At 61.6% G+C, this 22835-nt stretch carries 22 protein-coding genes and 1 tRNA gene; 14 read left to right on the top strand and 9 right to left on the bottom strand.

The genetic code is table 11. The annotated features are described in order from the left end of the window. Positions 1-138 precede the first annotated feature (138 nt). The 8 genes from ascN (at position 139) to sctU (ending at position 6716) form a co-directional block, all read left to right on the top strand. Positions 139-1461 carry a SctN family type III secretion system ATPase AscN gene (gene ascN / locus CUC44_RS06120; protein WP_100859086.1) on the top strand — a complete coding sequence of 441 codons (1323 nt, stop codon included), beginning with the start codon at positions 139-141 and terminating at the stop codon, positions 1459-1461. Beyond that, a complete protein-coding gene (locus tag CUC44_RS06125; RefSeq protein ID WP_100859087.1) occupies positions 1458-1919 on the top strand; it encodes a type III secretion protein in 462 nt (153 codons plus the stop codon). Before ascN ends, CUC44_RS06125 begins: the two co-directional genes overlap by 4 nt. A gap of 585 nt (positions 1920-2504) precedes the next feature. Next, positions 2505-3020: a type III secretion system needle length determinant gene (locus tag CUC44_RS21230; RefSeq protein ID WP_279627819.1), complete on the top strand. Its 516-nt coding sequence runs from the start codon at positions 2505-2507 to the stop codon at positions 3018-3020. Continuing rightward, a complete protein-coding gene (sctQ, locus tag CUC44_RS06135) occupies positions 3017-3952 on the top strand; it encodes a type III secretion system cytoplasmic ring protein SctQ (protein WP_100859089.1) in 936 nt (311 codons plus the stop codon). Before CUC44_RS21230 ends, sctQ begins: the two co-directional genes overlap by 4 nt. Then, a complete protein-coding gene (gene ascR / locus CUC44_RS06140) occupies positions 3949-4602 on the top strand; it encodes a SctR family type III secretion system export apparatus subunit AscR (protein ID WP_100859090.1) in 654 nt (217 codons plus the stop codon). Before sctQ ends, ascR begins: the two co-directional genes overlap by 4 nt. A gap of 1 nt (position 4603) precedes the next feature. Then, positions 4604-4870, top strand: a complete 267-nt coding sequence (gene ascS / locus CUC44_RS06145) for a SctS family type III secretion system export apparatus subunit AscS (protein ID WP_042654982.1) — start codon at positions 4604-4606, stop codon at positions 4868-4870. Beyond that, positions 4867-5655 carry a type III secretion system export apparatus subunit SctT gene (sctT, locus tag CUC44_RS06150; RefSeq protein WP_100859091.1) on the top strand — a complete coding sequence of 263 codons (789 nt, stop codon included), beginning with the start codon at positions 4867-4869 and terminating at the stop codon, positions 5653-5655. Before ascS ends, sctT begins: the two co-directional genes overlap by 4 nt. Beyond that, positions 5652-6716 carry a type III secretion system export apparatus subunit SctU gene (gene sctU, locus CUC44_RS06155; RefSeq protein WP_100859092.1) on the top strand — a complete coding sequence of 355 codons (1065 nt, stop codon included), beginning with the start codon at positions 5652-5654 and terminating at the stop codon, positions 6714-6716. The genes sctT and sctU overlap by 4 nt, the downstream gene beginning before the upstream one ends. A 180-nt stretch (positions 6717-6896) precedes the next feature. Here the strand turns inward: sctU and CUC44_RS06160 are convergent. Beyond that, positions 6897-6984, bottom strand: a tRNA-Ser gene (locus CUC44_RS06160). Between the two features lie 185 nt (positions 6985-7169). On the opposite strand from CUC44_RS06160, the gene CUC44_RS06165 reads away from it, so the two are divergent. From CUC44_RS06165 to CUC44_RS06175, 3 genes are all read left to right on the top strand, one after another. Continuing rightward, on the top strand, positions 7170-7826 hold the full coding sequence (locus CUC44_RS06165) for a Bax inhibitor-1/YccA family protein (protein WP_100859093.1): 657 nt from the start codon (positions 7170-7172) through the stop codon (positions 7824-7826). A gap of 353 nt (positions 7827-8179) precedes the next feature. Then, a complete protein-coding gene (gene yccS / locus CUC44_RS06170; RefSeq protein WP_100859094.1) occupies positions 8180-10345 on the top strand; it encodes a YccS family putative transporter in 2166 nt (721 codons plus the stop codon). A 19-nt stretch (positions 10346-10364) separates the two neighbouring features. Further along, positions 10365-10709, top strand: coding sequence for a TusE/DsrC/DsvC family sulfur relay protein (locus CUC44_RS06175; protein WP_100859095.1), 345 nt, complete (start codon positions 10365-10367; stop codon positions 10707-10709). A 108-nt stretch (positions 10710-10817) separates the two neighbouring features. Here CUC44_RS06175 and CUC44_RS06180 read toward each other — a convergent pair whose 3' ends face one another. From CUC44_RS06180 to CUC44_RS06210, 7 genes are all read right to left on the bottom strand, one after another. Continuing rightward, positions 10818-11618, bottom strand: coding sequence for an SPOR domain-containing protein (locus CUC44_RS06180; RefSeq protein WP_100859096.1), 801 nt, complete (start codon positions 11616-11618; stop codon positions 10818-10820). 152 nt (positions 11619-11770) lie between these two features. Beyond that, positions 11771-13039 (bottom strand): bifunctional tetrahydrofolate synthase/dihydrofolate synthase, encoded by a 1269-nt coding sequence (gene folC, locus CUC44_RS06185; protein WP_167388798.1) that lies wholly within the window; start codon positions 13037-13039, stop codon positions 11771-11773. Positions 13040-13052: 13 nt separating this feature from the next. Next, entirely contained in the window at positions 13053-13916 is an 864-nt protein-coding gene (gene accD / locus CUC44_RS06190) for an acetyl-CoA carboxylase, carboxyltransferase subunit beta (RefSeq protein ID WP_100859098.1), read from the bottom strand. Between the two features lie 119 nt (positions 13917-14035). Continuing rightward, positions 14036-14845: a tRNA pseudouridine(38-40) synthase TruA gene (gene truA, locus CUC44_RS06195; protein WP_100859099.1), complete on the bottom strand. Its 810-nt coding sequence runs from the start codon at positions 14843-14845 to the stop codon at positions 14036-14038. Positions 14846-15006: 161 nt separating this feature from the next. Next, positions 15007-17157 (bottom strand): FimV/HubP family polar landmark protein, encoded by a 2151-nt coding sequence (locus tag CUC44_RS06200; RefSeq protein ID WP_100859100.1) that lies wholly within the window; start codon positions 17155-17157, stop codon positions 15007-15009. Between the two features lie 284 nt (positions 17158-17441). Further along, positions 17442-18458 (bottom strand): aspartate-semialdehyde dehydrogenase, encoded by a 1017-nt coding sequence (locus CUC44_RS06205; RefSeq protein WP_100859101.1) that lies wholly within the window; start codon positions 18456-18458, stop codon positions 17442-17444. Positions 18459-18606: 148 nt separating this feature from the next. Further along, a complete protein-coding gene (locus CUC44_RS06210) occupies positions 18607-19737 on the bottom strand; it encodes a 4-phosphoerythronate dehydrogenase (RefSeq protein WP_100859102.1) in 1131 nt (376 codons plus the stop codon). 320 nt (positions 19738-20057) lie between these two features. Between CUC44_RS06210 and CUC44_RS06215 the strand changes: the two genes are divergently transcribed. Then, on the top strand, positions 20058-20780 hold the full coding sequence (locus CUC44_RS06215; RefSeq protein WP_100859103.1) for a phosphatase PAP2 family protein: 723 nt from the start codon (positions 20058-20060) through the stop codon (positions 20778-20780). Between the two features lie 142 nt (positions 20781-20922). Here the strand turns inward: CUC44_RS06215 and CUC44_RS06220 are convergent, their stop codons facing one another. Beyond that, positions 20923-21744, bottom strand: a complete 822-nt coding sequence (locus CUC44_RS06220) for a MetQ/NlpA family ABC transporter substrate-binding protein (RefSeq protein WP_100859104.1) — start codon at positions 21742-21744, stop codon at positions 20923-20925. A gap of 339 nt (positions 21745-22083) precedes the next feature. On the opposite strand from CUC44_RS06220, the gene CUC44_RS21235 reads away from it, so the two are divergent. Beyond that, complete coding sequence (locus CUC44_RS21235; protein ID WP_244166719.1) at positions 22084-22389, top strand: NYN domain-containing protein; 306 nt, start codon at positions 22084-22086, stop codon at positions 22387-22389. 75 nt (positions 22390-22464) lie between these two features. Continuing rightward, complete coding sequence (locus tag CUC44_RS21240; protein WP_244166720.1) at positions 22465-22830, top strand: OST-HTH/LOTUS domain-containing protein; 366 nt, start codon at positions 22465-22467, stop codon at positions 22828-22830. The last annotated feature ends 5 nt before the right edge of the window (positions 22831-22835 follow it).

Genomic DNA, 22835 nt, shown 5'->3' on the forward strand with positions numbered 1-22835 from the left:
CCGGATCGCCTATGCCAAAATCGGTCGTGAATTTTTAGCCCGCTCCCAACGGTTTTCTAAAAACTCCCGGCTCGCGCTGAAATCCAGCGCGCCCGTCGTCCCCTATAGTGGCCGCCAGTTTCATCAGCCCAAATCCTTATGACCCTATCCCTCGACCACATCACCGGCCAGCTCAGCCATGCCATCGACGACTGCCGGCTGATCCAGATCCGTGGCCGGGTCACACAGGTAACCGGCACCCTGCTCAAGGCCGTGGTGCCCGGGGTGCGCATCGGCGAGCTGTGCCATCTGCGCAACCCAGACAACAGCCTCTCCCTGCAAGCAGAGGTGATCGGTTTCGCCCAGCATCAGGCCCTGCTCACCCCCCTTGGGGAGATGTTCGGCATCTCTTCCAACACGGAAGTGAGCCCAACCGGCGCCATGCACCAGGTCGGGGTGGGTGATCACTTGCTGGGGCAGGTGCTGGACGGGCTCGGCAACCCCTTCGGGGGCGGCCATCTACCTGAGCCTGCCGCCTGGTATCCGGTCTACCGGGATGCACCGCCCCCCATGAGCCGCAAGCGGATAGAGCAGCCCCTCTCCCTCGGCATCCGTGCCATCGATGGCCTGCTCACCTGCGGCGAGGGACAACGAATGGGGATCTTCGCCGCCGCCGGTGGCGGCAAGAGCACCCTGCTCGCCTCCCTTATTCGCAGTGCAGAGGTAGATGTGACAGTGCTAGCTCTCATCGGTGAGCGGGGACGGGAGGTGCGGGAATTCATCGAGGCTGATCTCGGAGAGGAGGGGCTCAAGAAGGCGGTGCTGGTGGTGGCGACCTCGGATCGCCCGGCCATGGAGCGGGCCAAGGCAGGCTTCGTTGCCACCTCCATCGCCGAGTATTTCCGGGATCAGGGCAAGCGGGTGCTGCTGCTGATGGACTCCGTCACCCGCTTCGCCCGCGCCCAGCGGGAGATCGGCTTGGCGGCCGGAGAGCCGCCGACCCGGCGTGGCTACCCCCCGTCGGTGTTCGCCGCCCTGCCCCGCCTGATGGAGCGTGCCGGTCAATCGGACCGGGGCTCCATCACAGCGCTCTATACCGTGTTGGTGGAGGGGGATGACATGACGGAGCCGGTCGCCGACGAGACTCGATCCATCCTAGATGGCCACATCATCCTCTCGCGCAAACTGGCGGCGGCCAACCACTATCCGGCCATCGACGTGTTGCGCTCCGCCAGTCGGGTGATGAACCAGATCATAGAGCCAACCCACAAGGAGCAGGCCGGTCGGCTGCGCAGCTGGCTCGCCAAATATGAGGAGGTGGAGCTGCTGCTGCAGATCGGCGAATACCAGAAAGGGCAGGATCAGATCGCCGACGAAGCCATCGCCCGTATCGAGCGCATTCGCCAGTGGCTCAGGCAGGGGACCCATGAGCCAAGCTCGCTGGAGCAGGCTCTCTCCACCCTGACGACGCTAACCCGATGATAGGCCGCCTGCAGAAGATCAAGGGGCTGCGACGGGAACGGGCCGAGCAGCAGCTCGCCACCCAGCAGGCCCGACTACAGCTGGCGCGCACCCGCCAGCGCGACGCCGAACAGGAGACCCTGGATTACCGCCAGTGGCGCCAGCAGGAGGAGGCCCGCCTGTTCCTCCTCTGCCAGGAGCAACCGCTCGATCGCCGTGGGTTGGAGCAGTGGCAGCAACAGGTGGCCCTGCTGCGGGAGAAGGAGGCGCTGCTGGAGCAGACCGCCGCCGAACAGGCCGAGCGGGTGGCCGAGGAGCGCAGCCGGCTGCAGGAACGCCAGCTGGCGCTGCATAGAGCCCGCCAGCAACAGGAAAAATTTGCCGAACTTCACCGCCAGGAGCTGGCTTCACAGCGGGCCCTGCGCGACTACAACGAAGAGCAGGAACAAGAAGAGTTCCGCCAGCAGATCAGGATCTAACCAGCCATGAATCGAGTCACTTCCATCGGTGGAGCATCCCTCCAGCCCGACGAGTCTCATCTCAGCCAGGCCGATCGGGCGCAACAGGCCAGATTCGAGCGGGCGATGCGTCCAGCCCGGGAGCCGAAGGCGGATCCCCAGCCAGAGTGGGAGCAATCAGCACGATCCGAACGGGCCATGTCCCCGGCTCGGGAGCCACGAGCCGACCTTTCTCAAACAGAGCAGCTGCGCCTGGCGAGAGAGCAAGGGCCCATGCTCAAGACCGATGAAAGGCCGCAAACACGCGCGCCCTCGCCCCTTCACCACGAACCTCTGGAAGACGGGTCACGCCAGGATACGCACCTTGAGGGGCTGTTGCCACACAGGCTCCAGATCGAAGAGAAACGGCATAAGGCCGAGCAGGAGCCGTCAACCAACCTCGATACCCGACAGCAGGAAGGGGATGCAGGACAGGAGATCCAGGCAAGCATGACACTATTCTTACCTTTGCCGGCGGCACCATTGTCTCAGTGGCAGACTGACCCCTCCTCTACCACCAAGGCGGCGGGTCGCCAGCCCAGCGCAGAGCCCCATCAGGAGTCACAGATGACCATTCCTCCCAAGCCACAGGAGGATACCGGTTTGCCCGGGACGAACACGTTTGCCACCGAGTACGAGGAGGATAGCCCTTCAGAGCCCGTGCTCACCTCCCCTTCGCAGCCCATCCCCCCCCTTGCCAGGACGCCAGGGGAGCTGCAGCTGGCCAGAGTTGCCATCCCGGATCCCAGTGAGGCGCTGGGTCGACTGCTGGAGCGGCTGGCGGTGGATATCCACCTAGAGCTGGGGCGTGCACAGCGCCCCCCCCTGCTGCGCCTCAAACTGCCGGAGCTAGGAGAACTGGCGATCCGCATCGCCCGCCATCCGGGCGAGCTGCAGGTGGAGATCCTGGCTACCTGCCAGGGGCAGTCGCAGCTCAACCAGGGGCGCAACGATCTGCTTGACCGCCTGCAGCGGCTCTATCCTGGCGAGCAGGTCTCCCTCGATCTCTTCACCCGCGGGGATAGCGAGCAGGGCTCGCGCCAACGGAGATCCCTCTATGAAGAGTGGGACGCCGACGCATGAAGTCCATCACACTGCCCGCGGCCTCTGTCGCCGAACTGGCCCTGCAACGACGCCTCAGCCAGCATCGCTGGCACTTCGACTGGTTGGGGGGCGAGCTGTGTCTCACCATCGGCCTGCCACCCGCCAGTCTGGATACCCGGCTGCAACTGCACTGGCAGGGACTGACCCTGGCACTTGGGTGCCAGGGCGCCGAGCTGGCGCGCTGGCTGGCACCTGATCTGCAACAGGCGGCGTTGTTCAGCCTGCCCGAGCCACTGCAACTGGCGCTGATCGAGCGCCTGGGGCAGCCCCTATCCGGCCTCAGTTGCTCGGCTCTCGTTCAAGATGCGACAAGCAGCAATCCTGTTGTTCCCGGCGAGCCTGCGCTGCAGATCCTGCTGAAGCGGGAAAGCGTCTGCCTCTCACTCTGGTTGCATCAACCCGAGCCGCTGCTGGCCAGACTGCCGCCACGTCCACCCCAACAGCGTCAGCCACTGCCACTGCTCCTCTCATTGCGCTGGGGAGAAATGCGCCTCTCCGTGATGGAGCTGGCCAGGCTCGCCTGTGGCGACGTGCTGCTGCCGCCGCCCCATCCGATGCTAGGCCAACGGCTGCTGGCCTGCCTAGAGGGACGCCCCCTCGCCTATTGCCAACCCCATCCACAACATCTGGAACTGATCGATATGTATACCGCCGCCCCCGATGAACCGCTCGGCCCGACCGAGCTGGAGAGCCTGCCCATTCAGGTGAGCTTCGAAGTGGGTCGCCAGACCCTGGACTGGCACAGCCTCACCAGCCTGCAACCGGGCTCCCTCATCGATCTCGGCGTTCCCCTCGACGGGGAGGTGAGCATCTTAGGCAACGGTCATCGGATCGGCGTCGGCCGGCTGGTGGAGATCCAGGGGCGCCTGGGGGTACGTGTCGAGACCCTGAGTGGAGAGCCGCAGGCATGATCCAGCTACCGGATGAGCTCAATCTCATCGTCGGCCTGGCCTTGTTGGCCCTGCTGCCTTTCATTGCCGTGATGGCCACCTCCTTCGTCAAGCTGGCTGTGGTCTTCTCCCTGCTGCGCAACGCCCTCGGGGTACAACAGATCCCCCCCAACATGGCGATGTATGGACTGGCCATCATCCTCAGCATCTATGTGATGGCCCCAGTTGGTTTTGCTACCCAGGATTATCTGCGCCAGAACGAGGTGTCGCTGGCCAAATCCGAGTCGGTGGAGAAGTTTCTCGACGAGGGAATGGCCCCCTACCGCACCTTCCTCAAGAAGCAGATCAAGCCGCGGGAGCACGCCTTCTTTGTCGACAGCACCAAGCAGTTGTGGCCGAGCGAATATGCCGATCGGCTGGAGCCGGACAGCCTGCTGATCCTGCTGCCCGCTTTCACCGTGAGCGAGCTCAGCCGCGCCTTCGAAATTGGTTTCCTCATCTATCTGCCTTTTATTGCCATCGATCTCATCATCTCCAACATACTGCTGGCGATGGGGATGATGATGGTCTCCCCCATGACCATATCGCTGCCCTTCAAGCTGCTGCTGTTCGTGCTGCTGGATGGCTGGGCCCGCCTGACCCACGGGCTGGTCACCAGTTACGGAGGCTGAGATGAGTCACGCCGATATCCTGCATTTCACCAGCCAGACCCTCTGGCTGGTGCTGATCCTCTCCATGCCGCCTGTGCTGGTCGCCGCCCTCGTCGGCACCTTGGTTTCGCTATTGCAGGCACTGACCCAGATCCAGGAGCAGACCCTAGGCTTTGTCGCCAAGCTGATCGCCGTGGTGATCACACTTTTTGCCACCACGGCATGGCTTGGTAATGAGCTCTATAGCTTCGCCGACATGGTGCTGTTCAAGGTGCCGCAGATCAGATGACCCTGGAGAGCCTTCAGGCCCAAATGTTGGCCTATACCCTGCTGTTACCGCGTTTCATCAGCTGCTTCGTGATGCTGCCGATCCTCAGCAAACAGATGCTGGGTGGCGCCATGATCCGCAACGGCGTGGTCTGTTCGCTGGCACTCTATGCCTACCCGATGATCGCCAACACTCTCCCTCCAAGCATTGATGGCATGGAGCTGGCCTTGCTGGTCGCCAAGGAAGTACTGCTGGGTTTGCTGATAGGTTTTGTCGCTGCTATTCCTTTTTGGGCCATTGAGGCGAGCGGCTTTCTCATCGACAACCAGCGCGGGGCCGCCATGGGTTCCCTGTTCAATCCGAGCCTCGGCAGCCAAACCAGTCCGACGGGTCTGCTGCTGACCCAGACCCTGATCACCCTGTTCTTCGTCGGAGGGGCCTTCCTCAGTCTGCTGGGCGCCCTGTTCCAGAGTTACAACAGTTGGCCTGTGACTCACTTCTTTCCCACCATCGGCGACCAGTGGGTCAGCTTCTTCTATAGCCAATTCAACCAGATGCTGTTGCTCTGCGCCTTATTGGCAGCCCCCCTGCTCATCGCCATGTTTTTGGCGGAATTCGGGTTGGCCTTGATCAGCCGCTTCGCCCCTTCGCTAAACGTCTTCGTGCTGGCTATGCCGATCAAGAGCGCGGTCGCCAGCTTGCTGCTGGTCATCTACATCAAGCTGATGATGGATCACGCCTATCGTCAGGTACTGGCAGTGATGGACCCGCTGCGCTTGCTCGCCCCGGTGCTGGAGGCGAGATGAGCGGCGAGAAGACCGAGCAGCCTACCCCCAAGAAATTGAGGGACGCCCGCAAGAAGGGACAGGTCGTCAAGAGCAAGGAGGTGGTCTCCACCGCCATCATCCTGGTGCTGATCGGCATGCTGATGGGGATGTCCGACTATTATCTGGAGCACCTCGGCAAGTTGATGCTGATCCCTGAACCCCACATCAATCTCCCCTTTGCGCAGGCCCTCAACCATGTGATCGAAAATCTGCTGCAGGAGCTGGCCTATCTTTGTATCCCGATCCTGGCGATCTCCGTGCTGGTGGTGCTCACCTCCCACATCGCCCAGTACGGCTTTTTGTTAAGCGGTGAGTCCATCAAACCGGACATCAAGAAGATCAATCCGGTGGAGGGAGCCAAGAAGATTTTCTCCATCAAGAGCCTGATGGAGTTTGTCAAATCCCTGCTCAAGGTCACCCTGCTCAGCCTGCTGGTGTGGATCACCATAGAGGGCAACCTGCAAGCCATGCTGCAGTTGCCAGGTTGTGGCCTGGAGTGCGTCCCCCCGGTGCTCGGGGCCATGCTGGGCCAATTGATGGCCGTCTGCGCCATGGGCTTCGTGGTGATCGCCATCGCCGATTATGCCTTCGAGCACTTTCAGCACATCAAACAACTCAAGATGAGCAAGGACGAAGTGAAGCGGGAATACAAGGAGATGGAAGGAAGTCCGGAGATCAAGGGCAAGCGGAGACAGTTTCATCAAGAGCTGCAATCGAGCAATATGCGCGCCGATGTGAAACGATCTTCGGTCATCGTCGCCAACCCAACCCACATCGCCATCGGCATCCGCTACGAGCGGGGAGAAACCCCGCTACCGCTGGTGACGCTGAAGTTTACAAATGCCCAAGCACTGCAGGTTCGGAAAATTGCCGAAGAAGAGGGGATCCCAGTGCTGCAACGGATCCCGCTGGCCCGCGCCCTCTATCGGGATGCCCTCCTCAACCATTACATTCCGGCCGATCAGATCGAAGCGACCGCCGAAGTCTTGCGCTGGCTTGAACAATGGCGTCAGGCAGAGGAGCACCATGCATCCTGGTAGTCATCTGTTGCAGTGCGACTCATTGACGATAGGGTGACGATATATTGAAAAGCATCCAGGAAGAGCGCCTGTGACTATCCAAGTAATTCAATCACCCAGCATTAAGTCTCATACCGAGTAGCGACTAAAAATAGCAGACACAAAAAAGCCCAACCGATTCAATCGATTGGGCCATGAAGATGGCGGAGGAGGTGGGATTTGAACCCACGGATGGTCGCCCATCGCCGGTTTTCAAGACCGGTGCATTCAGCCGCTCTGCCACCCCTCCGAACGGCGTGCATACTACGTCAGGCCCTTGTTCATATGCAATACATATTTGCTCTGGGATAGTAGTGGGCAACGAGGCTGGAGAGCCGCTTGAAATCAGCGCTCGTCATCCACACATTCAGTGCATACAATAGGTTAACGATGCGGAATATACCGCCTCAACCCGGAAATCAAGAGGACATCAAGATGGATACCCGTTCTATCTACACTGGCACCCAGGGTGCCGTGCGCGACACCAACAAGGTGCTGCGCAATACCTATATGCTGCTTTCCCTCACTCTTGGCTTCTCCGCCGTGGTGGCCGGGATTGCCACCGTGATGAACATGCCGCCCCTGCACTGGGCCATCTTCCTCGTCGGAGTCTATGGTCTGATGTTCCTGACCCAGAAGAACCGCGACAACGGCATGGGGCTGGTGTTCACCTTCGCCCTGACCGGTCTGATGGGCTATAGCCTGGGCCCCATCATCAACATGTACATGAATAACGGTGGCGGTGAGATCGTGATGACCGCCCTCGGTGGCACCGCGCTGACCTTCTTCGGTCTGTCCGCCTATGCCCTGACCACCAAGCGGGATCTCTCCTTCATCGGCGGCATGCTGTTTGTCGGTTTCTGGGTGCTGCTGGTGGCCATGGTCGCCAACATCTTCCTGCAGATGAGCGCCTTGAGCCTGGCCCTGTCTGCCATGTTCATGCTGTTCTCCTCCGGCGCCATCTTGCTGACCACCCAGCAGATCATTCGCGGCGGCGAGACCAACTACATCTCCGCGACCGTGACCCTGTATGTCTCCATCTACAACATCTTCCTGAGCCTGCTGAGCCTGCTCGGCGGCAACCGCAACTAATCAGGTCACATGCACAAAAAACCCCGCTTCGGCGGGGTTTTTATTGTCCGCCTCCCCTGCTAGGGTGAAGGCGTCGGTGCCAATCCGTGCATGAAGAACCCAGCCCTGATTTGGATCAGGGCTCTTTCGTGGCCGACAGGCTATTCTCTCGCTTTCGATTCGCTCAAGGGTTGCATCTCTCCCATGCCCATGGTTTTTGTCAGTCTGCTGCACCGTTCACTGATTACGCGTTCTATCTATGGCCCTGCACACAAGGACGGTGTTTCCCATGCCCATTGATCTCGCGGGCCTGCTGCGCCGCCTGCTGTCTGACTGCCACATCAATGTCATTGCACTCAAGGACGGTGTTTCCCATGCCCATTGATCTCGCGGGCTTGCTGCGCCGCCTGCTGTCTGACAGCCACATCTACTTCGCCCTCAAGGTGCTGCTGGCCATTGCCGGGCTGCTGGCCTTCGCACTTGTACAGGGAGACATCCAGCTCACAGTGCTGCTCTCCCTCGGGGTAGTGGCGGGCGCCATCGCGGAGACGGACGACAGCCTGTGGGGCCGGGTCAAGAACTTAGCCATGACGCTGGTCTGCTTCCTGTTCGCCTCCCTGTGCGTACAATACCTCTTCCCCACCCCCTGGCTGTTTGCCCTGGGGCTGGCCGGTTCGACCTTCATCTTCGTGATGGTGGGGGCGCTCGGCCAACGCTACGCCACCATCAGCTTCGGTTCGCTGCTGATTGCCATCTACACCATGCTGGGGGCCGCCAAGGCACCGGATCTCTTCTATCAACCACTGGCGCTCGGGGCTGGTGCCCTCTGGTACGGGCTGGTGTCGCTGCTCTGGCTCTGGCTGTTGCCTTACAAGACCCTGCACGAGCAGCTCGCCCAGAGCTATTTCGCCCTCGCCCGCTACTTGCTGGAAAAATCCCGTTTCTTCCCGGCGGACGAGCACGGCGCCCAGGCCATTCGCCACAACCTGGCCCAGCTCAACATCAACCTGGTCAATGCCCTGAGCCTGACCAAGACGGCCCTCAACGCCCGGCTGAATGCCCGCTCCGGCCGCCGTCATCAGGTCGCCCCCGAGCTTGCCAGCCTGCTGCGCCTCTATCTGCTGGCGCTGGAAATTCAGGAGCGCGCCACCTCCAGCCACTATCCCTACAGCAAGCTGGAGGCCGAGCTCAAGCAAGGCATAGTGCTGGATGGTTTCCAGGAGGTGTTCCTGCAGCTCTCCGAGGCGTGTCAGCAGCTTGGCTACGCCATCCTGGTGCACAAGCCCTACACCCATCACAAGCGCATTCACTGGACGCTGGAGGCCCTCGGCGATCAGCTGGAGTTCACCCACCTCAAGCAGCACTATCCCAAGACCTTGCTGACGCCCATGAAGTTCTTGCGCCGCAACCTCGCCAGCATCAACCAGCTGCTGGCGAGCGCCGAGGCGCTGCAAAACCCGGATCAGCCCTCCTCCGAGCTGCCGGCGCTGGCACGAGCGGCCCCCTTGCCACTGCTGACCCTGTTCAAGCAGCACCTGACCCCGAACTCCATGGTGTTTCGCCACGCCCTGCGCCTCTCCCTCGGCCTGGTGGTGGGCTACGGCATCTTGCAGGCCTTCCAGCTGGATAAGGGCTACTGGATCCTGCTGACCGTCTTGTTCGTCTGCCAGCCGAGCTACAGCGCCACCCGGCGCCGACTGGTACAGCGCATGCTAGGCACCTTCGCGGGTATCCTCATCGGCGTGCCCGTGCTCTGGCTCTTCCCCGAGTTGCACCTGCAGCTCGGTATCATGGGGCTCGCCGCCTTCCTGTTCTTCACCCAGGTGCGCAGCAACTACAGCGCCGCCGTCTGCTTCATCACCCTCTACGTGCTGATGGCCTTCAACCTGCTGGACGGCATCGGTTTCGCCATCCTGGGGCCGCGCCTGCTCGATACCCTGCTCGGCTGTCTGCTCTCCTATGCGCTGGTGGCCTGGCTCTGGCCGGACTGGCAATACAAGCGGCTGCCGAGCCTCATCGCCAATTCCCTGTCAGCCAACGCAAGCTATCTCTCGGCGGTGCTCGCCAGCCTGCACCGCCAGCGGGACGAGTCACTCGACTACCGGGTCGCCCGCAAGTGCGCCCACCTCGCCGACAGCGAGCTCGCCATGGCCTGGCAGAGCATGCTGGTGGAGCCGAGCAAGCGCCGCCGCTTCCTCGATCTCTGCTTCACCCTCACCTGGCGCAATCACGCCCTGCTCTCCTACATCTCGGCGCTCGGCGCCCATCGCGACAAGCTGGAGGCCATCCCTGGGCTTGACGAGATAGGCCGCCACATCAGCCATACCCTGGAGCGCGCCGCCGGCCATCTGGCCGGGGAGATGCCGGAGCGGCTGGAGGGGCAGTGCCCTGAGCTGGCCCCGGACAGCAGCGAGGAGCAGCTGATGCTGACCCAGCAGCTCACCCTCATCAGCGAGCTGGCGGACGAGTTGCTGAGTCTTGCCAACGAGAGTCGGTTGCTCACGCAGGGGCAAGGCGCTACCATGCCCGCCCAATCCTGAACGCCCCCAAGGAGCCCTTATGTCTGAGCATCATCAGCTGGAATTCAACGGCAAAACCATAGAAACCGACGCCAAGGGCTACCTGCGCCACACCTCCGACTGGAGTGAAGCCTTGGCACTGGTGCTGGCCGAGCAGGAGGGCATAGTGCTGGAGGAGCCGCACTGGGAAGTGGTGCGTTTCGTGCGGGCATTCTATCTGGAGTTCAACACCTCCCCCGCCATCCGCGCCCTGGTCAAGGCGATGGAGAAGCAATACGGCCCCGAGAAGGGCAACAGCCGCTATCTCTACAAGCTGTTCCCACAAGGCCCCGCCAAGCAGGCCACCAAGATTGCCGGCCTGCCCAAACCGGTGAAATGCATCTAAAAACCGGCCCAATGCAGCGCTACGCCCCTGAACAGAGGGCAAAAAAATACCGCGCCCATCAGTGAAATGAGGCGCGGTATTTTTTATCCAGCGTGAATCAAACCCGCATCAGGGGTTGTACGCCACCACAGAGCCACCGAGCCCTGTCATCTGGCTGATCTTGCTCTGCATGCCCTGCAGCTTGGCCTTGGAGACATCCGGCCCGACGAAGACCCGGGTGATCTGCCCTTGCACCGGAGTGCGGGGTGAAGTCTGGGCCGAGTAGCCCGCCGCCCGCAGCTTGCTCACCAGGGCATTGACACTGTCTGCGTTCTTGAAGGCGCCGAGCTGCAAGATCCAGCTGCCCTGAGCCGGCGGCGCCGCGGCAGGGGCTGGCGTGGTCGGGGTCGTCATCTTGCTCGCGATGAGATCGTCCATGGACTTGATCTGGCCCGCCTGCGACTTGGCTTCCACCGGTTTCTTCACCTCGACCGGCTTGGGAGGCACAGGTTTTGGCTTGGGCGGCTCGACCGGTTTCTTGGCAATCACCTCAGGCTTTGGCTGAGGCTGTGTGACCGGTTGAGTGACCGGTTGGGTCACGGGCTGAGTGGCCGGTTGCTGCACCGGCTGGGTCGCGGGCTGCTGCCCGTTGTTCGCCAGCGTTACCGTGCCGCCGATCTCCTCAACCTGCCACTGCTGGGCCGCGGCAGCCTGCTGCTGGCTGGCGACGTGATCCGCCGGCAAGGTGCTGGCGGCCGAGACCTGCAGCGCCGGCTTGGTGGGCTCGAGCTCAGGGCGCAGCGGGATGTTGGCAAACGCCTCGTCCTTTTGCTCCAGCTTGTTGCCGTCCATCAGATCCGGCAGGAAGATGACCACCAGGGCGACCAGGATGACGGTCCCCACCAATCTGTTTTGAAACTTCGAAGCCAAGTTATTTTCCACCCATGTTACTTAGAACTCACTGCCATTTTTGCAGACACCAGGGATAACGACTGCCTTATAGCGTCAAGACCAGATGAATAGCTACCCATATGGCCTGACGAGGCATCTTGTTCCTAGAGTCCAGACTCGCGACGAGACAATCAGGCGCTCGCAGCCAGCACCTCGGCGACAGTGTAAAACGAGCCGAACACAATGACCATATCATCAGGACTCGATGCGGCCAGCGCAGCCTGATAAGCCTCGGTTACCGATTCAAACTGCATGGCCTGACCCTGTTCGTCCGGCGTTGCAACCAGTAGGGCCGCGGCCAGCTGGGCCGAGGTGGCCGCGCGCGGGCCGTGCAGGCTCGCGAGATGCCAGCCGTCGATAAGGCCCTTGAGCTCCGCCAACGAACCCGCCATGTCCTTGTCTTTGAGCATGCCCACCACGGCGCGGCGCTGTCCCTTACAGGGGATCTGGCGCAGCTGGCTGGCAAGATAGGCCGCCGAGTGCGGATTGTGGGCCACATCGACGATGACCAGAGGGGAGCTTTGCAGTCGCTGCATGCGCCCCGCCAGGCGGGCATTGGCCAAGCCTTCGCGAATGGCCGTCTCCGGCAGCGGCAACCCCAGGGACTCCAGCGCCGCCAACACGGTTACCGCGTTCATCAGCGGCAGGGCGGGCTTGGGCAAGCCGAGCCAGTGGTGCTGGCCATGGTAATCCCAGTCTTCGCCCCGCTCATCGCCATAGAAATCCACCCCGACCTGACGCAGGCTGGCACCGAGGCGCTGCGCTTCGCTCGCGATGGTGACGGGCGGGTTTGGCTCGCCGCTGATGGCGGGTTTGTCTTTGCGATAGACGCCAGCTTTTTCCACCGCCACCGCTTCCCGGGTATCCCCGAGCCAGTCGCAATGATCCAGGGCGATGGAGGTGATCATGGCCACATCGGACTCCACCACATTGGTGGCATCGAGGCGACCTCCCAGTCCCACTTCCAGCAGCAGTACATCCGGCGCGGCACGCCGGAACAGCCACAAGCCCGCCAGGGTCGCGAACTCGAAGAAGGTGAGCGCTATCTCGGCGCGGGCAGCTTCCACCGCGGCGAACGCCTCGCAGTGCGCGCTATCAGGCAGCTCATCCCCATCGATACGCACCCTCTCGGTGAAGCGCAGCAGGTGCGGCGAGGAGTAGACCCCCACCTTGTGACCCGCGGCCATCAGTATGCTGGCGGCCATGGCGCAGGACGAGCCCTTGCCGTTGGTGCCCGCGACCGTGATCACCTTGAACGGCAGTTCGGTGAGCCCCATGCGGCGCGCGACGGCGCCAACGCGATCCAGCCCCATGTCGATATTGACCGGGTGGATCTGCTCCAAATAAGAAAGCCAGTCGCACAGCGACCGGCTTTGGGAAGATTGCATCTGTGAACTCATTTTACGCTTGGATTCACTCTTCGATGACTTGCGTGTTCATCAGCTTGGCCAGCAGGCCCGCCAGACGATCACGCATCTCGCGCCGATCGATGATGAGATCGATGGCACCTTTCTCCAGCAAGAACTCGGAGCGCTGGAAGCCTTCCGGCAATTTCTCGCGCACCGTCTGCTCGATGACCCGCGGGCCGGCGAAGCCGATCAACGCCTTGGGCTCGCCCACGTTGATATCACCCAGCATGGCCAGGCTCGCGGAGACGCCGCCCATGGTGGGATCGGTCAGCACGGAGATGAAGGGCAGACCGGCCTTGGTCAGCCTGTCCAGCGCCGCACTGGTCTTGGCCATCTGCATCAGGGAGAACAAGGCTTCCTGCATGCGCGCCCCACCTGAGGTGGAGAAGCAGACCAGGCCGCGGCCTTCCTTGATGCTCTCCTCGACGGCGCGCACGAAGCGGGCACCGACCACGGAGGACATGGAGCCCCCGATGAAGGAGAACTCGAATGAACAGGCGACGACCGGTACCCCCTTGAGGGTCCCCTTCATCACCACCAGCGCATCTTTTTCTCCCGTCTCTTTCTGAGCGGCAGACAAACGATCCTTGTAGCGCTTGGAATCCTTGAATTTCAAGATGTCCTGCGGCTCCAGCTCGGCAGCAACCTCGCTGCGGCCCTGGGCGTCGAGGAAGCTCTCGAGACGGGCGCGGGCACTGATCCGCATATGATGATCACACTTGGGGCACACTTCGAGATTGCGCTCCAGTTCTGCCCGGTAGAGTACCTGTTCGCAAGCGGTACACTTGGTCCACACCCCTTCCGGGATGTTGTGACGACGCGGTGTAGTGATCTTGCTCTTGGGAAGGATCTTCTCAAGCCAGCTCATGGAATTCCTTAATGCTTTTGTGCCTGACAAAACGCATCGGGCCTTGGTTGTTCAATGACTTAAGGGCTCGATGGCAATAAATAACGGGTCATTAAACCACAAATTTTCGGGGCCAGTTACTAAAAACTGGTCGTACCCGGTGCCGAGTCCGGCAGCCAGAGCGGGCCGAGCGGCAACTGGGGCAGGCCGAACTCTGCCGGGTAATCCACATCCACCAGATAGAGGCCACCCGCCTTGGCGGTCGGCCCAGCCAGATTGCGATCCTTCTGGGCCAGCACCTCGGCAATCCACTCCACCGGTTGGAGCCCCTGCCCCACCAGCAGCAGGGAGCCGGTGATGTTGCGCACCATGTGGTGCAAGAAGGCGTTGGCCTTGATGTCGAGCACGATATAGGGGCCGGAGCGACTGGCGCAAAGATGCGTCACGTTGCGCCAGGGGGTGTTGGACTGGCAAGCGATGGCCCGGAAGGTGCTGAAGTCATGCTCCCCGATGAGGCTCTGGCCGGCCTGATGCATCAGCGCCGCATCGATCGTCTCGTGGTAGTGGCTGACGCCGCTGCCAAGGATCGCCGGGCGATAGTTGTGGTTGTAGATGACGTAGCGGTAGCGACGGGCGGTGGCGCTGAAGCGGGCGTGGAAATCATCCCCCACCTCCTTGACCCAGCGCACGCCTATGTCCGGCGGCAGGTTGGAGTTGAGCCCCAGGGTCCAGGCGGACTCGGCGCGATTGGACTCGGTATCGAAGTGGATCACCTGACCGGTGGCGTGGACCCCGGCATCGGTGCGACCGGCACACTGGATGGACACAGGGTGGTTGGCGATACGGCTGATGGCCTTCTCCAGCTCTTCCTGAACGCTGATCACTTCTCGCTGACGCTGCCAGCCGAAGTACCGGCTGCCGTCATATTCAATACCTAGGGCAATTCGCATGGATGAAACTTGTCTTATGGGGAAAGGATGAAAGAAACGGGGCGGATTATACCCGCTTGGGCTAAAAAGTCCCAAGCCTGCGGGATCTCGGTGACCCGGCAGCCAGCGTCATAACGAAGAGGGCAGCCCGTGGGCTGCCCTCTTTCATCGTCACAACCGCCTTATCCCAGGCGCTTGAGCAGCTTCTCTGCCTCGGCGCGTTGGTGTTCGCTGCCCTGGGCCGCAGCCTCTTGCAGCAGCTCGCGGGCACTCTCCTTGTCGTCGATCTCGAGGTAAGCACGGGCCAGATCCAGCTTGGCCCCCACGCCGCCGTCGTCTGCATCCACGTCAAAGCCGGTGGACTCCGGCAGCACCTCGGGGAAGCCATCCAGTCCCACGTCCAGGGAGAAGCCCTGATACGGCTCCTGCTCGGCGTTGCTGGCATTGGCCTCGGCCAGGAGCTTGTCTATCTCGACATAGTCGTTCGCCTGAGCCTGCTCCCGCGGCTTCACATCGCCCGGATGGGAGTCCACCTCGGTGAAGGCATCCTCAAAATCGGCGAGGGCCAGTTCGTTGGGATCCCAGCTGTTCTGCTGAGCCGCACCCTTGGCCTGCGTGGGCTCCAGACCAAGCTCGGCCAGCATGTCGTCCACATCGCTCTTGCCGTAACCGGCCGCGTCACTCTTCGCCGCCGGCGCCTTGTCGGCGACGGGCTCATCGAAGGCAGACTCAAAATCGCTCAGATCGAAGTTGGCTAGCTCATCGTCGCGGCGACGGCTGGGCGTCGCGGCTTGCTGCGCCAAGTCCGCATCGAGATCCGCGTCCAGCTCGGCGAACAGGGCGGCCTGCAGCTCCTCTTCGCTCATGATCTCGTCGCCAGGACGCTTGGGCGCATCGAACTCGCCGGACAGGTCGAGCTCAGGCTCGGACGGCATCTCGAAATCGCCCTCGTGGGCCAGGTCGAGTTCGGGTACCAGATCCGGATCCCGGTTGGCCGTGGCCACCGCGGGCTCCACATCGAATGCAGAGAGCGCCAGCTCACCATCATCGCTGAAGATGACGTCGTTCGACTCTTTGCCCGGCGCCCTGCCATCATCCACGGCGGCGTACTTGTCCTGGCCGTTGGGATCCGGCATGGGGTGCATGGGCTCGTCGTCGGCGATCCCGACCGTCATCAGCTGATCGAATTCGCTGTTATCGTCTCCCATCACCATGGCGGTGGATTCGGAGAGGCTCTTCTCCTGCTCTTCCAGCTCACGGCGGGCACGGGCACGCAACCAGAGCGTCACCAGCGCCAATACCAGCAAGACCGGCAGCAATATGATCATGGCGAGGTTGAGCGGCGAGGAGAGCAAGTCCATCAGCCAGTTCTGCTTGGGCGCCGGGGCCACCACGGGGGGCACAGGCTGCGCTTTGAGCTCGGCTACCTCTTTTTGCAGCGCGGTCTGATCCTGCAGTTGAGCCTTGAGGGTTTCCACCTCTTCGGTCAAGGATTGCAGGCGCAGCTTGAGCCTGTGGTTCATCTCTGTGACCTGACCGAGCTGGGCATTGGCATCTTCCAGCGCCAGCGCCATCTCGGTGGAGGGCTTGCCGACCGGAGCGGCCACGTCCGCCGGCAGGGGCGCAGGGGCACTCACCACGGCGGCGCTGGTGGCCGTTGCCTGGCTTGGCACCGGCTCGGCGGCCTTGGCTACGGCGCCGACCTCGCTCGTCGGCTGCGGCGAGCTGACGGCGGGGGCCGCCGTCGGAATGGGCGCCGCCTTGGCGACCGCCGGCTTGGCCGGGGCCGGTGCAGCCTTGGCCGGAACTGGTTTGGCGGGCTCGGCATGCTTGCTGGCGAGGTACTTGGGACTCAGCCCCTTCCAGCTGGCGTTGTCGCTGTTGAAGCGGCGACGGGCCTCGGCGTCCGTGATGCGACCCGCCTCGGCCGCCGTTGGCAGCAAGATGCGGGAACCCACCAGGATGTGGTTGATGTTGCCATCGGCGAAGCTGCGGGGATTCTTGTCGTAGATCGCCACCATGGTCTGGTAGACGGTGACCCGATTGGAGGGTCTGTGCTTGCTCGCCAGGCTCCAGAGGGTATCGGTCGAACGGACTGGGCCATAACTGCCCGCCTGCGCGGTGGCAACCTGACGGACGATGGGCTGCGCCTTGGGCAAGATGACGGGGGCCACCGGCTGGGCCTGAGGCTGTGGTTGCACCACGGGCGGTGGTGAGCCATCCGGCCCCTTGAGCTCGACAAAGAAAGGCTCTCGCCCCGCCTCATCGGCCTGAACCGTGCCCAGAAGACCCAATGCGAGTAGCGTTGCCAGCGTTATGCGGGAATGTCCCATATTCGTTCCTTCGTATGACGGCCCTATCACATTGAAAAATCTGGATAGTTACCCCAAAACAATCGGCTCAATATAAATCAGCCGCCAGCCTCAAGCCAGCGATCCGACACATTTAGCGCTCATCTCGTGCCAGCGTGCTGGAAAGAGTGTAGAAAAAAACTTAATCAACTGAAATCATGCAACATTCTTCGTGTCTGAACCGGCAGGCTCAGACACGACGACAAAATGGGTGGGACTTCAGCCTCGGGACGGGGATCCCTCCCCGCCCAGGGCCTTCAAACCGCTTAGAGGTAGTCGCGCACCAGCAGCTCGGCAATCTGCACGCTGTTGGTCGCCGCGCCCTTACGAACGTTATCGGCCACGATCCACATATTGATACCGCTCGGGTGAGAAATATCCTGGCGCACCCGGCCAACCAGCACCTCGTCCTTGCCGGTGGCGTCGCGCACCGGGGTCGGATAGTCGGCGTCGTCATCGAACAGGGTGACGCCCGGGGCGTTTCGCAGCAGCTCCTTGACCTGCTCGGCGTCGAGCGGCTGGTGCAGCTCGACGTGCACTGCCTCGGCGTGACCGTAGAACACAGGTACCCGCACACAGGTGGGGTTCACGGCTATGCTGGCATCCCCCAGGATCTTCTGGGTTTCCCACACCATCTTCATCTCTTCCCGGGTGTAACCGTTGTCGGTGAAGCTGTCGATCTGCGGAATGAGGTTGAAGGCAATCTGCTGCGGGTAGAGGCTCGGCTCCACCGGGCGACCGTTGAGCAGGTGGGCGGTCTGGCCGGCCAGCTCACTCACCCCTTCCTTGCCAGAGCCGGAGACGGACTGGTAGGTCGCCACGTTGATGCGGGCGATCCCCACCTCATCGTGCAAAGGCTTCAAGGCCACCAGCATCTGTATGGTGGAGCAGTTCGGGTTGGCGATGATGTTGCGGTTGCGAAAATCCGCCAGGGCGTCCGGGTTTACTTCCGGGATCACCAAGGGAACGTCTTCGTCGTAACGGAAGCAGGAGGTGTTGTCGATGACGATGCAGCCGTGCTCGGCGGCGATCGGTGCCCACTTGGCGGACACCTCGGCCCCGGCGGAGAAGAGCGCTATCTGCACCTGGCTCCAGTCAAACTCTTCCACGTCCAGGATCTCGACGTTCTTGCCACCAAAGCGCACGGTGTCGCCTGCGCTGCGGCTGGAAGCCAGCGGATAGAGGGTGCCCACCGGGAAGGCACGCTCCTCCAGGATCTCGATCATGGCTTCACCCACGGCGCCGCTCGCGCCCAATACCGCTACGTTGAATTGCTGACTCACTGCTGTTCTCTCCTGTGATAGTGCCTGTCACCCCTGCCCCCGACGCCTTGGCATCATGGGCAGGCGCACCGGCCTGATAAGGGACGCGGCATGGGCCGCGCCAAAAAATGGTGGCGCCTGGCGAATTGCCAGGCCCCTTGATGGTGTTTTACCGGGACTCGCTGGCGTCGCAGATAAAGCCGAGCCGGGCCAGGGTGTCGCTCGCGAAGGGGCCGCTTACCTGCAAGGAGGATAGCTCGCGCCGCTCCGGGTAGTGTTTGCGCTGCTCATCGAAGCTGCCAGCCTGGTGGATGCGGTTTCGAAAACGGGCATCGTCCCGGCGCACATCATAAATAAGGTGGACCAGCTGCTTGATGAGCGCCTGATCCGTGCCCTGACCCGGCGTCAGCGTGCGCACCTCCGGAGCAGGCAGCAGGGATTGCAGATCCTGGCGCGGGGTGCGTCCCAGCTGCTGGCAGAGCGTCTGATACAGCATCCAAGTGCCGCGGGCCTTGCCCTCCAGGCTGTAACCGGCGATGTGCGGGGTGGCCAGCTCGGTATAGGGCACCAGCGCCTTCAGCGGATCTGGCTCCCCTTCCCACACGTCCATCACCAGCCGCAGGGGCTTGTCGCCTTGCTGGCGGGCGAGCAGGGCCCGGTTGTCCCACACCTCGCCACGGGAGGCGTTGATAAGAAACTGCCCCGCCGGGCGGGCGGCAATTTGCTCTGCATCCAGCAGGTGGAAGGTGGCGTCCAAACCGCTGCGGGTGAGCGGCACATGGAAGCTGACGATATCGGCGCCCAGCGCCGTCTGGTAATCGACGAAGTCCTTGGCCCCCAGTTCCCTGGCCAGCGGCGGATCGCAGCGCAGCACCTTCATGCCGAGCGCCTCGGCCTTGCCCGCCACGCACTCACCCGTGTTGCCGGCGCCGATGACGGCGAGGCTCATCTCGCTCAAAGCCAGCTCATGGCGCTCCGCCAGCACCAGGAGGGCGGAGAGCACATAGTCGCCGACCGAGTACTTGTTGCAGCCGGGGGCGCTGAAGAAGGGGATGCCCCTTGTGGCCAGCAGCGTCTTGTCGATGTGATCCGTGCCGATAGTGGCGGTGCCGACGAACGCGAGCCGCGGGCAGCTGGCGAGCAGGTTGGCGTCCACCCGGGTCACGGAGCGCACCAGCAGTACGTCCGCATCCTGCAGGTCCGCCGCCGAGATCTGTCGCCCGGGCAAGGGAACCACCTCGCCGAACTCGGCAAACAGCTCACAGGCGTGGGGCATATTTTCATCAACGACGATTTTCATCAGTTTCTCTTATGAACTTGAGGGTCACGGGCGGCCACAGGGGCGCCATTCTAGCGCAAAGTGCCCCGAGTTTCAGATGCTTATTCTCGCCTCCGTGGGCTTATGAATGCAGGCCGGGAACACCAGACCACCACCGAGTTCATGGTCTTTCCACATAACGAATGCTCACTGCGCACATGGCATGGGTTGGATAAGCCCCAGGCAGATTTGTAACCGCATGTTGTTGGACGCCCCCTGCGGCTTGACCCGAGAGCCTTGGCTGGCACAATGGCGCCTCTTTTTTCACTGCCGCCAACGCGCGCCCCGATACGAGCTCCATGATGCCGACGCCCCCCTCTTCGCTGCCGCGCCGCCAGGTGCTGACATTCAGCGCCGCCCTTATCCTGCCGCTGCTGTTGCTGGTCTGCCTGCCCTGGCAACCCTTCATGCACGATGCCCTGCAAACGGGCTGGCTGTGGTGGCCCTATGCCCTCACCCGCATGGTGGACGTGCCCGGCCTTGCCCTGACCATGGCCGCCCTGCTGCTGTTGACCCGACACAAGCTGACGCTCACCCCCGCCGCCATGCTGGCGCTGGTCGCGGCCCTGTTCGCGACGCTGGCGAGTGATTGGGTCATCAAGAGCCTTATCAAGCAGCTGACCGAGGAGCCGCGCCCCTATCTGCTCTGGCTGGAGGGGCAGAACCTCATCCCCGCCATCCGCCAGTTCTACGCAGGCAGCGTTGAACTGCGCGGTGAACAGGTGCATGCGGCCAGCGAGTTGCTGGCCCTGCCCGAGTGGCTCTGCAACCACTGGCAGGCGGAGGTGAACTATGCCTTCCCCTCAGGTCACAGCATCGCCGCCATGAGCCTGGCCCAGTTCTTCGGCCTGATCTGGCTGGCGCGCGCCCCCAGCGGCGCCTGGCTGCTGCCGGTGTGGGCCGTCGCCATCGCCCTGTCGCGCACCCTGATCGGCATGCACTGGCCGCTGGATGTGCTGGCGAGCGCCCTGCTCGGCAGCCTGACCGCCCTGCTGGCCGCCCGTTGGTGGCTGCACCGTTACTGACCCAGTCCCGATGTGGCACGCTCTGTTTAACAGGCAGCCTGACCCATCGGCTGGTGGCTGCATAGTTACTGACAGCCAGCCGTCGAGCATTCAAAGAAAACGGGCACCCTGAGGTGCCCGTTTTACTATCTGCCGTGCGGGCTTAGCCCTTGGTTTGCCAGCCCTGGGGGTACTTGTAGCCCTGGAAGCGCTTGGCGGCATAGGCCTTGAACGCGGGGGAGTTGTAGGCGTCGATCACGTCCTTGGCGAAGGGCTTGGCCGCGTCATCACTCTTCACCACCACCCAGTTGATGAAGTCGTAGCTGCGCTCGAGGAAGAGCCCTGTGCTAAACGGGATGCCGCTGGAGGCGGCGAAGTTGCCGTTGATGACGGAGAAGTCCACGTCTTCGCGCGAGCGTGGCAGCTGCGCCGCTTCCAACAGTACCAGCTTGATATTGTGCGGGTTTTTCACCACGTCAAACTCGCTCGCCTTGAGGGGATTGATGCCCTCTTTCAGGGTCAGCCAGCCCAAGTCCTGCAGCATCAGCAGGGCTCGCGCCTGGTTGGTGGGATCGTTCGGAATGGCGACCGTGCTCCCCTCTTTGAGTGCCTTCAGCTCGGCCAGCTTGCCGGAATAGAGCCCCATGGGGCCAGTCGGCACCTGGGTGATGGGGGCCAGGGACAGGCCCCTGTCCTTGGCGAAACTCTCCAGATACGGCTTGTGCTGGAAGCAGTTCACATCGAGCGAGCCATCGGCCAGAGCGATGTTGGGGGTCACGTAGTCGGTGAACTCCACCAGTTTGACCTTGTAACCCTTGGCCTCCAGCTGCGGCTTGATGGAGTCGGTCACCATGTCGGCAAAATCCCCGACCGTGGTGCCGATGATGATCTCCTGCTTGGCGGGATCGGCGGCAAGGGCGGTGAAAGAGACACTGCTGGCGAGCAGAGCAAGGGCGGAGAGCTTGAAGAAGGAACGGCGCTGCATGGGGACTCCCTGTCAAAATGATCATCGAAACTGTGGTGGGTTGCGGTGTTTGCCACTCGGGCAGATTCGCCGCAACCATCTAGCCATCCAAATGGCTAATTGAGGCCACCATAGCAGAGCTTTTCCCCTTCGCCAAGCAACAAAATAAGATGAGCTTAGCCGGATGGTGGCGAAGCCTGCCCCCCTTTTCCCTGGGGCATAAGCCAGAAAAATCTTTGATAAGACACGCAGTTATGGGTTTTACCTGCCCCACTCCTGACACGAATACCCTATTGTGGTGGTGTGATGCGAAGGTGAGAGCACTCCGGTTTATATCAAAGCGAAATGACAGGAGGTCATGTGAAAGAAAAGGAGAAAATTGCATTATTCATTGATGCCGACAACGCTCCAGCAAGCAAGATAGACAAGGTACTGTCAGAACTAGCCCGTCATGGTGTAGTCAATATTCGAAAAGCATATGGCAATTGGAAAAACCCAAGCCTTAAACCTTGGGAAGATGCCCTGCATGAATTTGCTATCCAGCCAGTACAACAATTTGATTTGGCCAAGGGGAAGAATACCACCGACATGGCCTTGGTGATTGATGTCATGGATGTACTTTATACCAAGGATGTCGATGTTATTTGTTTGGTCTCCTCAGACTGAGACTTTACACCATTAGTCACTCGTTGCTTGGCGGATGGCAAGCTTGTCGTTGGATTTGGCGAGCGCAAAGCCTCCATGCCATTCGTCAACAGCTGCTCTCGTTTTCTCTACTTAGATACAGAGGCTCATGAAACTCTTGAAGATCAACCCATAACCAAGCAAACCAAAAACATCAAGAGTGATACGCGCCTTATCAATTTACTAAGGCAAGCGATTGAAGCTGTGGAGGAAGGCGGTGGCTGGGCGAGGCTAAGCCCTATTGGAAGTCATATATCTAACCATGCCTCCTTTGATCAAAGAAATTATGGATTCAAAAAACTCAGTGACCTCTTTATGGCGATTGATTTATTTGAGATGAAAAAAACGGATAACTCTGTTCTGTGGGTTAGAGATAAGAAACGGGCAACACTTCTTAATAAGTCAAAGCCAGGCTCTCAATAAAAATA

This window comes from Aeromonas lusitana (assembly GCF_002812985.1).
GTDB classification, from domain to species: domain Bacteria; phylum Pseudomonadota; class Gammaproteobacteria; order Enterobacterales; family Aeromonadaceae; genus Aeromonas; species Aeromonas lusitana.